The organism is Muriicola sp. Z0-33 (assembly GCF_026126425.1).
GTDB lineage: Bacteria > Bacteroidota > Bacteroidia > Flavobacteriales > Flavobacteriaceae > JAFMPW01.
In genome coordinates this window covers 36104-48360 of record NZ_JAFMPW010000007.1, presented here as the reverse complement: position 1 = coordinate 48360, position 12257 = coordinate 36104, and the positions used below count along the sequence as shown (strand labels likewise).

Here is a 12257-nt window from a genome sequence, read left to right as displayed (position 1 = left end):
ATGAAAAAACTATTATCAATTTTAATGTGTGGCGCTGTCTGCTTTACATTTCTCTCCTGTGAGGACGAGGATAAAGACAGGCTAGATTTAGGTCTTATAACCACTGGCGCTATCTTAAGGACGCTTTCGAATAATAGCGCTACTGTGGATAGAAGTAACCCTGCTTCCTCAACGATGGGAGCTAAGGTGCAATTCGATGATTTTCTCAACGACGACACCTTAGAGTCTGTAGATGTATTTATTGAATTTATAGATACTACGCCGGATGAGAATTTTGAAGTTCAGACGGTACCAGAAGTATTGTTTACTAATATTCCTGGAAGTGCATTTGAAATGGAAGACAACCAACCCACTTATACTTTTGAAGTAAATATGGGAGAGGCCCTTACCGCACTTGGAATCACAATAGATGACCTTTACGGAGGTGATGTATTTATCCTTAGGTTAGCACTAAAAACTACCAATGGAGAAACCTTTACTTCTACAAACGTAGGTAATGCAATTGCCACAAGTTCTGCATTTCAGTCGCCGTTCAGATATTCTGCAGCGGTAGTATGCCCTCCTTTAGCAGGAGACTGGATACTAGATATGCAGGATTCTTATGGTGATGGCTGGAATGGCGCAAAAATGTCTGTTACTGTTGGAGATACTACTACAGATTATACTGTACAGGCTAGTGAAGCAACGGTTACCATTACTGTACCTGCAGGTAGTTCTGCTTTGGTATTTAATTATTCACCTGGAGATTGGGAGAGTGAAGTCACCTGGCAAATTACATCACCACAAGGTGAAGTAGTTGCTGATGAAGGACCAGATCCACCAACCGGGCCTGTTACATTAACTTTAGATTTTTGTACACTTTAAAGCTTAAGTAATTGAATCTTGATATGAAAAGAGTCCTGGGATAATTATCCAAGGGCTCTTTTCAGCTTTAAAGCTGTCTTAACTATCCCTATATACAAAGAGATAGATAACAGCCATTTTTACTATCTTTACATCCCAAATTCATTAAAGATGAGTTTTAAAAAAATTTGCTATTATTTACTGTTCCTTTTACTATTTCAGTGGTCCGTATCGTGTAATAATGATGATGACGCAAGCCTTGTTGAGGTTGTGGACGAATCGGAAACCGATGATGACGACCCTGATACGGAAGAGGAGAACGAAAACGAGAACGAAAATGAAGACCCGGATTCTGAGTCTCCGGTAGAATTCCTGAACAGCGAACTGGTTTATGACGGTTATGTACTTATCAATGATGCTGCCGCCAACAGTGTTTATTTAATGAACAAAGAAGCCGCACTGCTCTATGAATGGCCCTTGAATGATCAACGCCTCGGAAATGATGCTTTTCTTCTAGACAGTGGCCTTTTACTGGCCAACCTGGAAGTAGATGATTCTACTATTGGCTTTGGAGGTGTAGGAGGAAAATTGGCCCTCTTAGACAAAGATGGAATAGCCGAATGGGAATTTGTGTATTCTTCTGATGACTATATTCTTCATCACGATGCCGTAGCATTGCCCAATGGCAATATCATATCTATAGTTTGGGATAGAAAAACTGCTGAAGAAGCCGGTTTAGCCGGGTATTCAATGGAAATGGAGGTTTTTCCCGAAAGAATTATTGAAGTGAACCCCAATACAGATGAAATTGTATGGGAATGGCATTCCTGGGATCACCTTATCCAGGACAACGACATGAGCAAAGATAATTTTGGAGTGGTAGCAGACAACCCTCAATTAATTGATCTGAACTTTAATTCAAGGGAAGATGGGGATATTATGCATGCGAACGGAATTAATTACGATGAAGTAAATGATGTTGTTTACCTAAGTGTAAATTTTTATCACGAAGTCTGGGTAATAGATCATAGTACTTCTTCAGAAGAAGCTGCCACCTCTTCTGGTGGAAATTACGGTAAAGGCGGAGATTTAATTTATAGATTTGGGAACCCAATGGCCTATGACAACCCTGTTGGCGAACGATTGTTTTACAATAACCACTTTCCCAATTTACTTAGTGGTGAAGATGAAGGTAAAATGTTGATTTTTACCAATGGAAATGGCTTTGAGCAATCTACGGTCTATGAATTTGAGCTCCCGGCAAATCTTTCATTGGCCCCTAATACCGATAATGAGCCAAAAGTTATCTGGAGTTTTACAGACCCCGACTTGTATTCCGAAAAAGTCTCCGGTGCGGTTAAACTACCCAATAACAACGTATTAATAACAGAAGGGGATTTTGGTGTCTGGGAGGTAACCCAGGCAGGTGAAGTTGTATGGAAATACAGTACTCCGGGATTTTACTGGAGGGCGTATCACTATGAAAAAGAAGCTCCTGAAATTCTTTCGTTAGATCTTAATCCGATTCCTTAGTTACAGGAATTCATGTATTAGCGTCTTATCAACTTACTTGTAGTGGTGCTTTTATTGTCTGTTAAGCGCACTAAATACACCCCACTTGTTAATTGATGGAGATTTAGGTCCGGTGCTTTATCATCAACTGTCTGGGACATTACTTTTCTTCCCTGAAGATCAAATACCTCTGCTTTAAGGGTGCCATTATCTTGCTGACGGCACATCCGAAAATTACCATCTCTGGACGGGTTTGGAAAAAGTAATATCGCCTTCCCCTGACATTTTTGAACTTCTTCCTCTATTTGTTCACTTTCTTCTTCCCCGGCAGGAGGGTCTTCTGTATTTTCTTCCGTTTGGTCCGGAGTTTCTTCTTCTGATGTCTCCTCGGAAGTTTCCTCCTCAGGGTCCTCTTCGGGTTCTTCAGGAGGGCTGGCGCCATCGATTACCATTTCTACAGCTTCCCCACTACCTTCTAAAATACTGTAGTTCTTGTTGGCCGCTACCTCTTCAATCATATCTACTACGCCACTTAACCAGGTTACTTTAATATAGTCTGCCTTAGGTGCCTGCTTCAAGCCAAAAAACTCATAGCCCGAATTCTGTCCCAGATAACCCTCCCCGCATAGGGTATATCGATACTGCAACTGGCCATTTGCGAACATTTCTATCTTACTTCCTATACCCGCTTTATTGCTCTGGGTACCTTCAAGCCTTATTTTTAACCAGTTGTTATTATTGGATGAGACATTCTTCCAAAGGAAATTATCTTCAGAATCATTCATTACAATAATATCCGCATCACCATCATTATCCGCATCCCCTATGGCATTTGCAAAACTTCTGCGGGTATCTCCATCCATACCAATATTAGACCGGATATTAAACAGCCCATTAGAGTTCTCATAGAAAGCAGCCGACAATCTTCCATCTGATCCTGTAGGCATTCCGCTCACATAAAGATCAAGATCCGCATCATTGTCTGCATCCAGATAAACAGCCCCCCATCCAACACTATAAAAAGCAGTTCCTAATTCTTCTGCTACATTAGTAAAGGTACCATCTCCATTATTGCGGAAATGATAATTTCCCTCCGAGGTATTAGTAACATAAATATCTAACCATCCATCTGCATTATAATCACTAATGGTGGTAGACATGGCATCTATGATTACTCCGGTACCACTGGCAGCTGAGACATCCTCAAAGGTTAGATCCCCGTTGTTCTTATATAATTTATTAGACTTGGTGTATTTGTCGTTTGAAACATATATGTCCTGATCGCCGTCATTGTCATAATCAAAAAATGAAGCGCAAAATGAAAGGTCATTTCCCAGGTAAAGTCCGGCGCTTTCCGTAATATCGGTAAAGAAGCCATCTGTATTGAGATAGAGGTAATTTCGTTGGTTTTTTGTGAGTACATCGCGGTGGCTGAGAAAGGCATCGAGATCGCCGTCATTATCAATATCTCCAAATGCCGCACCATAGGTATACAAATTTTCCTGGTACAATCCGGAAGACATGGTAATATCCTTAAAAATCATGTTTCCATTATTCTCGTATAATTTGTTCAGCCCGGTTATACTTGTAGCAAAAAAATCATAGTCCCCGTCATTATCATAATCTACCCATAGTACCTGTTTAGTTTCGAAGGTGTCATTGATACCCAGGTCTACACGGTCATACTTTACTCCATTATTTCTATAAAAATGAGTTTCTTCACCCTCGGTTGTGGCATATGTAATATCATCCAGACCGTCATTATCAAAATCCCAAAAGGAAACCCCACCACCTAAATAGCTAAATCCGTATGAGGAGTTTACGCCCATGGAAAATGCACTTTCCTCAAAGCCAATTTGTGCTTGCCCCAGTTGTCCCAGGGTTAAAAGTAGTATCAGGATTATCTGTCTCATAGCCTATTACCAGATCGATAAAAATATTAAATAAATGTTAATTATCCTTAATAAAACTAATTAGATAGCTGTATTTTTGGGCGATGACAAAAGCAACTCAGATTTACGGTATCAGGGCAGTAATGGAAGCCATCAATGCAGATGAACCTATAGATAAGGTATTTGTCCAAAAAGGATTGCGTGGAGATTTATCAAAGGAACTGGAATTTCTAATGCGGAAGCAGGGAATAAGCTTTTCTTATGTTCCTCCGGAAAAATTAAACCGGCTATGCAAGAACAACCATCAAGGGGTAGTTGCTTCTATATCCCCTATTAGATTTCATGATCTTGAAGGATTGGTAGAAAATATTACAGCAGATAAGAAGGCTCCCTTCTTCCTTCTTTTGGATCAATTGTCTGATGTAAGAAATTTTGGTGCCATAATCAGAAGTGCAGAATGCACCGGAGTAGACGGGATTATCATCCAAAAAAGAGGATCTGCACCTGTAACAGCAGATACCATTAAGACCTCAGCCGGGGCAGTTTTTAAAATACCCATTGCAAAAGTTGATCATCTAAAAGATGCTGTTTATTTTTTACAGGCTTCAGGGATTTCAGTAGTAGCCGCCACTGAAAAAACAAATAAGTCGATCTACGATATTCCCTTAACAGGCCCTCTGGCCATTGTTATGGGAGCTGAGGATACTGGAATTTCCCCTTCCATTGTAAAAGCGGCAGATTATGCAGCTAAACTTCCTATGCTAGGTGAAATTGGATCCTTGAATGTATCTGTAGCCTGTGGTGTTTTTCTCTACGAGGCGGTAAGACAGAGGCAGTAAAAAATATAACAACCAGGTCTTAGTCCGAATTCCCAGGTTTTTCTTTGTAGTGGTAGGTAATGTTTAATGTCGGGGGTTCATTCTCAGATGCATCTTGCTTGTTTTCAATGAAATTGCCTTTCTCGTCAAAATGCTGTAGAAATTCATCCTCTTCTTCGTTATAATCTTCTTTTTCCCAGTCGAATTTTCGAACTTCAGGTATTCTGGCCTTTAACAAAATGGCCAATGCCAGACCGGCAATAAAACCAGATAAATGTCCTTCCCATGAAATACCGTCTTTTATAGGAAACATATACCACAGCATACTTCCATATATAAAGACCACCCCTAGCGATAATGCTACCAGGCGGTAATATTTTGTAAAGATTCCTTTAAAGAAAATAAAGCTGGCCAAGACGTAAATTATTCCACTGGCACCAATATGATATGAGGGGCGCCCTATGAGCCATGTCAGCAGTCCCGAAATCAGAAGGCCAAATAACAGCACTCTTAAGGAGATACCCCGGTAGAAGTAAAATAATGCAGAGGTCAATACAGCAACAGGTATAGTATTATTGTATAAATGATCTATAGACCCGTGAAGAAACGGACTTAAGACAATTCCTTTTAAACCGGATAGTGTTCTTGGATATATCCCCAATTGATTCAGATTAATCTGGAAACGAACTTCTACCCAAAAAACCGTCCAAATAGCCAAAACCGCCAACATAGGGGCAAGCAGGACAGAATTTGAAAACCTAAAGTAGTTATCTTCAGACATAACTCAATTTAACTAATAGCTATTTATCACTTCAATAAAACGGCCAGAATTTAAAAACCTGATAAATTGTCATCTAATTCTTCTTTGTAATCAGCTAAATAGGCCTCTAATTTCTTTCTAAAAGGGAAACCTTAGCAACTTTATTCTACTTTTGCAATATGAATGAACCGCTCGCCGAAAGGGTACGCCCTAAAACCTTGGAAGACTATGTGAGTCAAGCTCATTTAGTAGGAGAAGAGGGGGCGTTGACCACTCAAATCAAAAAAGGTCTTATCCCATCTTTAATCCTTTGGGGCCCTCCGGGAACCGGTAAAACCACCCTGGCACAAATTATCGCAAACGAAAGTGAAAGGCCCTTTTATACCCTGAGTGCTATTAATAGCGGGGTAAAAGATATACGGGAAGTTATTGAGAAAGCTAAACAAAGCGGGGGTCTCTTTACTTCAAAGAATCCCATATTATTTATTGATGAAATTCACAGGTTTAGTAAATCGCAACAAGATTCGCTGCTAGGGGCAGTTGAAAAGGGTTGGATAACGCTGATTGGTGCCACAACAGAGAATCCGAGCTTTGAAGTTATCCCTGCACTTCTTTCGCGCTGCCAGGTTTATATCCTCAATTCATTTGGCAAAGCAGATCTGGAAGCACTGCTGGAAAGGGCCATGAAAAGTGATAAATTAATACAATCACGTAAAATAGAATTAAAGGAAACCGAGGCATTACTCCGACTTTCAGGAGGTGATGGCAGAAAGTTGCTGAACATCTTTGAACTGGTCGTTACCTCTGAAGAAAATGATCCGATAGTGATCACAGACGATATGGTGATGTCCAAGGTTCAGAAGAATACGGTCTTATACGATAAAACCGGGGAACAACACTATGATATTATTTCAGCTTTTATAAAGTCTATTCGCGGTAGTGATCCTAATGGAGCAGTATACTGGCTTGCCAGAATGATTGAAGGAGGCGAAGATGTAAAATTCATTGCCAGAAGGCTTTTGATATCTGCTTCGGAAGACATCGGATTAGCTAATCCTACCGCCCTGGTAATTGCCAATTCTACTTTCCAGGCCGTTACCACAATCGGTTATCCGGAGGCCAGGATATTACTTAGCCAGTGCACAGTTTATCTGGCCACTTCACCAAAAAGCAATGCCAGTTATGCAGCAATTAAAAAAGCACAGCATTTAGTAAGTGAAACTGGTGATTTGCCTGTACCCCTGGCCCTCAGAAATGCCCCTACTAAACTGATGAAAGACCTGGGATATGGTAAGGACTACAAGTATGCGCACGATTTTGAAAATAACTTTGCGGACGAAGAATTTATGCCTGAGGCTATTAAAGGCACCACATTGTATACCCCGGCTAATAACACCCGTGAAAATGCTATAAAAGAGTTCCTGAAAAACCGATGGAAGGATAAATACGAATTTTAAAACTTGATATTCAGTTTTTCCGTTTTCAAAACAGCTCCGTCATAGTATTCCAAAATCCACTGCCCATCTTTTTGGTACACCAAACCGTTCCCTTTTTCATTTTCCGACAAATAAACATTAGGCATAGAAGTGGAATACATTTTGAGCCTCACTTTTGGAGAGCTATCTACCAGCTGAAACCCATTAGGTATTTCCTGAGCATACCATATATCTTTTGTTTCAGGGGTTTTCTTGGTGGCTGCCACAGGGGTTACAGCAGCGGCGGCTTTCTTTTTATCTGAAGGTTTGGGTTCCAGATTCTCATAACTTTGCCGTTCTGGAGTTGCTTCCTGACGAACAACTGCTTCGGAAGGAGTTTTGTTTTCCACAACCTTCTCTGCTACTATTGCTTTTTCAGCAACTTCCTCTTTTATCTCATTTTCCGCTTTATCCTCAGGCAACTGTTTTACATCTTCTTTAAAACTCACAGTAATCGGCTTTGGTGCGCTTTCTGTGGTAGCCGGGGTGTAGGAGTAAGAAATCTCATCAAAAGACTTGAAAGCATTCCGAATGGCTTCTCCATAAGACATTTTATATTCCTTCTCCTTACTGGTTCCTTGTTGAGTGGTATATATTTCTTGAGACTGACAGTTTATAAGCACTATGGACGCTTTGGTCATAAACATGGAAGATTCATCCTTTATTTGGGCGGTAAGCGCTAAACACCTGTCGTTGTTTAATTCTTCGGGCAAAGCTCCAGAATAAATGGCATTATATCCTTTTTCTGTAAACAAGTGTTTAACCAGGGTGCTTGTAAGGTGCTGATTCTCTCTTTTAAATGCATCGAATTTCTTCGGGACGATAATGTATTTGTAGTCATTAAGCTGTGCCTGTACACTGCCAAAACAAATACCGAAAAGTAAAATCGTAAAAATTAATTTTTTCATGGATAATCAAATATCAGTTCTTGCCCCAAGATATGATATTTAATCCTATTTGAAAAGATGCATAATGAGCATTGGCTATGTTCTGGTAGGCCAATAAATTATCCGCTATTAAGTAGAAATTTACAGGGCCTGCCTGTAGATTTAAACCCAGACCAATATTAGTCCTTGAAAACTTGTCTATGGTATAGGTGGTTTTAAGTGCCATTGCCCTACCAAACCTTCTAAGATAAAATGCGGTTAACGCCATCTGCGGCCCTCGTGGTCTGTTGATAGCATATAATTGTCCGCCCAGGCTATTTGCATATTTAATAGCACTGGTTTTCTGTCCTGTAGTTCTATAGTCGCAATCGCAAGGTGCTCCCGATTGCTTTGGTTCCCCAAAGTTATAGCGGATAGAAGAATGCAATTTAGTGGGCCTGAAAGTGATATAGGCATTATTATTTTCTTCAAACGGCACCAGGGCTTCTATTTCATCTACTAATTCCTGCCAAAAATCAGCATTGGGATCAGAAAGTGCATCGGGCAAAATAATTTCAACTCCTTCAACGGTAGCACTTCCATTAAGGGTAAAGTTTCTGGTAGCCCCGCTATGGTAGATAAATCCGAGATCTAAAAGACTGGCTGTTATAACGGTTTGCTCATTAAGATTGTAGCTAAATCCAAGATCTAATCCCAGTCCAAGATCTCCTCCTAAAAAACCTCTCTTTGTTACCAGTTTACGAATCTCTGTGGCTTCATCGGCGGCATCGTCATCCAGAGCTGCTCTGAATGCGTCAATTCCGGAAGTTCTAAGTTGCATATCGGCAACTATAGTATTGGCCAGTAAATTATTCTGTCCTACATTGGTTACAAAATGCCCATCGTTACTGGTAGAATTAAAATCGATGATGCCCGAATATATTTTCGCTCTTGCCCCAAGGGTAAGTTTATTGTTCATTTGTCGGTTGACACCAAAGTGAAAGACATTCAAGATTTCGCCCCTGGTCTTTAAATGACTCAAATCAAATTCTCTTCCAAGCTGATCGGCATTTCCCTGGTAAGCCAGAATAGCCAGGTCTTTGAACCAATACCCAATAGCATCTCCCTCATGATAAATTCCAAATGAGTAAAAATCTGATGGCCTTTTTTTTCCTCTAAACCCCCCATTAAGTAAATCTATTTGGTGGGTACCGCTTAATTCGTCTGTAATACCCATGCCAAAAATGGCTTTCTGGCGGATCTTTTCATTGATGTCGACCCCATCATCGGCAAAAATATCATGTACCGTTAAACCACTAGAGCCGGCCTGTATAGATATCCCAGAAAGTGCAGGAAGACCTGCATACCATTGATAATCTGTTTGCATTCCCGGATTTAACAATAATGCCTGTGGTATTTCGGTAAAATCGTACAAAACCTGCTTGTTCTGTGCATACAAGCTGGCAGATCCCATGAGTAGGGTTAATAAAACAATTTTGATGTTTTTCATTTTAGACGGATCCTGAATTTGGCGCTGGAACGCAAAACAATTTTAGGATCCGGAAGGCTTGATGTACTGGTATTATCCCCTAGGTTTTCAGCACTAACCCGAATACTTGATGTATTTCTTATAATATCAATACTACGTCCTGTGGTACCGCCATAGGCGATTTCTCTCCTTAACACTGCGGTAGGGGCAGGGTCTATTGCAAAACTTTCGATATCCAGGACATTATCGGCAGCATCCAAAAATTCTACAGAGATATTCAGCTGCTTACTGGTAGTGTTTTCTACTTCGTAAATCACTACCCCATCCAGCACACGTTCTGCTATAAAATCTTCGCTAAATGCATCAAAATTGAAAATCTGGGAGTAGAAGCTAATTCCTACAATCTGATTGATTATCCTCTCGGGAGTTTCTACGTAAAGGATACTGCCCTCTACGGTAGGAGTTACGCTAATGTCGTCGTATTGATCAAAATCCTGTTTCTCGGTGCAGGAACAAATTAGTCCCAGGCACAAAAACAGTACAAAAGAATGTAATGAGATATTTTTCATTGGTTTATACCTTTTATAAATGGCTGTGTTCAGATTGGTGACCATTTCAATGGTATTCAACAATAATGCTATCTCCTATATAACTCTATAAGTACATTTTTATTTCACTTAAATCGTGAATCATTTTACAATAATCGTGAAGTGGATCATTATGTGCGTTAAAATGCAGGGTATGGAACCCCACAGCCTGTGCTCCAAGGATATCAGCTTCCAAATTATCCCCTACCATTATAGCATTTTCCGGATGCGCCCCTGCCCTGTTCAGGGCCAATTGAAAGATATGAGGATTGGGTTTCTTAACACCTGCCATTTCCGAATTGACCACATGACTAAAATAATCTAGTATCCCGGAATTTCTCATCTTCTTTTCCTGTATTTCCTGAAAACCGTTGGTAATTACATGGAGTTTGTATTTTGGTTTTAAATACTCCAGTATATCTATAGCATTGGGAAACAAGTGATTGAAACTGGAAAGATGCGCAATATAGTCATGCGACAAATTATCTATTTTGTCATCCTCAATTGGAAATTCCAGTTGATCAAAGGTAGTTTTTAGCCTTTGATATCGCAGTTCTTTTTTGGTAATTCTCTCTTCCCTGTAAAGCTTCCAATACGCCAAATTCACAGGAACGTAAATGGCCAAAAATTGCTCAATATCCACAAAGATACTTTGCTCATAAAGTATCTTCCTGAAGGTGAGTGCGGAGTTTTTATCAAAATCCCACAGGGTATGATCAAGGTCGAAAAAAACATCGGTAACGACTTTACTAAACATGATATTTTTGAATCAACTTTGCATAAAATTTTAACCAGTCTACTTTCTGTTCCCCGCCCAAAAGTTCGTTAGAGAAAATAGAAATAAATCTCCCGTTTACCTTTTTGACCTCGTTATACAGCTGATCTAATTCCCCAAAAATCTGTTCTTCCTTTCTATAGTTGACCATCGCATAATCATGAAAGGCAAAAGGGTGAATTCTTATTGGTTGCTGCAACTCCAGATTGATATCATACAGGCGGAAGGGATAAGAAGTTCCTGCTCTAAAACCAATCTCATGGGTATATCCCATAGTGTAATCATTAGTAAATTCAGCTTCTACCAAATTTCGATAGGTTTCCGGAACATCTACCCTGTTATAGCGCATTCTGGAATTGGTAACCGGTCTGTTAATAACTGAAGACAGTCGCATCTTTTCCTCCTTCAACAATTCATTATCTCTGAAAGAACTATAAGAGGCGGCCAAAGATACCGTACTGTAATCCGCTACAGATTTTATCAGATATTTAAATCTATTGCTATTAGGTGAAACATTTTTATCATAAGTGGAATATTCGGCAAACTGGAAAAAGAACATGCTTTTTACCTTGAATTTCTTGTGCAGCGCAATAAGCCAGCTAAAGTTATTAAACGGGTCTAATTTTGGATTAAACCAAACTCTTATTCGCCTTGCGACCCTTTTTAACTTAAAAGTCCCAAGATCTAACATCAAACCTGCAAAACTCCGGACAAAACCCCGGTAGGCATAGCAATGAGAGGTAGTGACATCTATCACTGAACAGTAATTGTAGGCTTTTAAATTATATTCGAGGTCCGGGAACTTCTCTTTGAGTTTTTCCAAAAGTTTAAATGTCCAAATATCCACAACGGGCAACCTTAGAAATTTGTGCTTGTAGGCAATACTTTCAGAGGGAGGAAAACGACCGTGAATATCTTTTACATGTGGCAGGTATTCTTCATATCTGCTAAGCATATAAAAACTAGCGGAAAAAATATCAAATGGCAGATTACTTCTTTCCCCGGTTTTAAAAAAGCAGGGGACACCTTCCCAATCGGCAATATTTATCTGAAGATCATTAATCCCTTGCTCAAATAAGAGATCATTGCTCCGGACAAAAAATTCGTTTTGCAAAGGTTGTTTTGTGTAGGTAATCTTAGGGCCGGAATGCTTAATAAAGTCCTCCACCTTAGTAGAAAAAGACACATCTATACCTAGCATTTTTGTGAAGATGTGCTTCATGGTGTAGCTGAAGCGCGA

At 39.9% G+C, this 12257-nt stretch carries 11 protein-coding genes; 4 read left to right on the top strand and 7 right to left on the bottom strand.

Annotated elements, in window-relative coordinates:
* Together J1G40_RS11045 and J1G40_RS11040 are read left to right on the top strand one after the other, a co-directional pair.
* Nucleotides 1-864 carry a hypothetical protein gene (locus J1G40_RS11045; RefSeq protein ID WP_265242701.1) on the top strand — a complete coding sequence of 288 codons (864 nt, stop codon included), beginning with the start codon at nt 1-3 and terminating at the stop codon, nt 862-864.
* Between the two features lie 150 nt (nt 865-1014).
* Nucleotides 1015-2376, top strand: a complete 1362-nt coding sequence (locus J1G40_RS11040; RefSeq protein WP_265242700.1) for an aryl-sulfate sulfotransferase — start codon at nt 1015-1017, stop codon at nt 2374-2376.
* A 17-nt stretch (nt 2377-2393) separates the two neighbouring features.
* On the opposite strand, the gene J1G40_RS11035 is transcribed toward J1G40_RS11040, so the two are convergent.
* Nucleotides 2394-4268 (bottom strand): FG-GAP-like repeat-containing protein, encoded by a 1875-nt coding sequence (locus tag J1G40_RS11035; RefSeq protein WP_265242699.1) that lies wholly within the window; start codon nt 4266-4268, stop codon nt 2394-2396.
* Nucleotides 4269-4351: 83 nt separating this feature from the next.
* Here J1G40_RS11035 and rlmB point away from each other — a divergent pair, with 83 nt between their 5' ends.
* Nucleotides 4352-5086 carry a 23S rRNA (guanosine(2251)-2'-O)-methyltransferase RlmB gene (rlmB, locus tag J1G40_RS11030; RefSeq protein WP_265242698.1) on the top strand — a complete coding sequence of 245 codons (735 nt, stop codon included), beginning with the start codon at nt 4352-4354 and terminating at the stop codon, nt 5084-5086.
* Nucleotides 5087-5105: 19 nt separating this feature from the next.
* Here the strand turns inward: rlmB and J1G40_RS11025 are convergent, their stop codons facing one another.
* Complete coding sequence (locus J1G40_RS11025) at nt 5106-5846, bottom strand: rhomboid family intramembrane serine protease (protein ID WP_265242697.1); 741 nt, start codon at nt 5844-5846, stop codon at nt 5106-5108.
* A 158-nt stretch (nt 5847-6004) separates the two neighbouring features.
* On the opposite strand from J1G40_RS11025, the gene J1G40_RS11020 reads away from it, so the two are divergent.
* Nucleotides 6005-7282, top strand: a complete 1278-nt coding sequence (locus J1G40_RS11020) for a replication-associated recombination protein A (protein ID WP_265242696.1) — start codon at nt 6005-6007, stop codon at nt 7280-7282.
* On the opposite strand, the gene J1G40_RS11015 is transcribed toward J1G40_RS11020, so the two are convergent.
* From J1G40_RS11015 to J1G40_RS10995, 5 genes are all read right to left on the bottom strand, one after another.
* Nucleotides 7279-8208 carry a hypothetical protein gene (locus J1G40_RS11015; protein WP_265242695.1) on the bottom strand — a complete coding sequence of 310 codons (930 nt, stop codon included), beginning with the start codon at nt 8206-8208 and terminating at the stop codon, nt 7279-7281. The two genes, J1G40_RS11020 and J1G40_RS11015, sit on opposite strands and share 4 nt — an antisense overlap.
* 13 nt (nt 8209-8221) lie before the next feature.
* Entirely contained in the window at nt 8222-9676 is a 1455-nt protein-coding gene (locus tag J1G40_RS11010) for a DUF5723 family protein (protein WP_265242694.1), read from the bottom strand.
* Entirely contained in the window at nt 9673-10224 is a 552-nt protein-coding gene (locus J1G40_RS11005; RefSeq protein ID WP_265242693.1) for a hypothetical protein, read from the bottom strand. The genes J1G40_RS11010 and J1G40_RS11005 overlap by 4 nt, the downstream gene beginning before the upstream one ends.
* An 85-nt stretch (nt 10225-10309) precedes the next feature.
* Nucleotides 10310-10999: a YjjG family noncanonical pyrimidine nucleotidase gene (locus J1G40_RS11000; protein WP_265242692.1), complete on the bottom strand. Its 690-nt coding sequence runs from the start codon at nt 10997-10999 to the stop codon at nt 10310-10312.
* The gene (locus J1G40_RS10995) at nt 10992-12239 is read right to left on the bottom strand and encodes a polysaccharide deacetylase family protein (RefSeq protein ID WP_265242691.1); all 1248 of its coding nucleotides are present in this window, start codon (nt 12237-12239) and stop codon (nt 10992-10994) included. Before J1G40_RS10995 ends, J1G40_RS11000 begins: the two co-directional genes overlap by 8 nt.
* Between the last annotated feature and the right edge of the window lie 18 nt (nt 12240-12257).

What these genes read in the sequence shown, in the direction of transcription:
- J1G40_RS10995 (WP_265242691.1), bottom strand. Translation starts at nt 12,239, where the DNA reads ATGAAGCACATCTTCACAAAAATGCTAGGTATAGATGTGTCTTTTTCT.
- J1G40_RS11045 (WP_265242701.1), top strand. Translation starts at nt 1, where the DNA reads ATGAAAAAACTATTATCAATTTTAATGTGTGGCGCTGTCTGCTTTACA.
- J1G40_RS11020 (WP_265242696.1), top strand. Translation starts at nt 6,005, where the DNA reads ATGAATGAACCGCTCGCCGAAAGGGTACGCCCTAAAACCTTGGAAGAC.
- J1G40_RS11010 (WP_265242694.1), bottom strand. Translation starts at nt 9,676, where the DNA reads ATGAAAAACATCAAAATTGTTTTATTAACCCTACTCATGGGATCTGCC.
- J1G40_RS11035 (WP_265242699.1), bottom strand. Translation starts at nt 4,268, where the DNA reads ATGAGACAGATAATCCTGATACTACTTTTAACCCTGGGACAACTGGGG.
- rlmB (WP_265242698.1), top strand. Translation starts at nt 4,352, where the DNA reads ATGACAAAAGCAACTCAGATTTACGGTATCAGGGCAGTAATGGAAGCC.
- J1G40_RS11005 (WP_265242693.1), bottom strand. Translation starts at nt 10,224, where the DNA reads ATGAAAAATATCTCATTACATTCTTTTGTACTGTTTTTGTGCCTGGGA.
- J1G40_RS11025 (WP_265242697.1), bottom strand. Translation starts at nt 5,846, where the DNA reads ATGTCTGAAGATAACTACTTTAGGTTTTCAAATTCTGTCCTGCTTGCC.
- J1G40_RS11015 (WP_265242695.1), bottom strand. Translation starts at nt 8,208, where the DNA reads ATGAAAAAATTAATTTTTACGATTTTACTTTTCGGTATTTGTTTTGGC.
- J1G40_RS11040 (WP_265242700.1), top strand. Translation starts at nt 1,015, where the DNA reads ATGAGTTTTAAAAAAATTTGCTATTATTTACTGTTCCTTTTACTATTT.
- J1G40_RS11000 (WP_265242692.1), bottom strand. Translation starts at nt 10,999, where the DNA reads ATGTTTAGTAAAGTCGTTACCGATGTTTTTTTCGACCTTGATCATACC.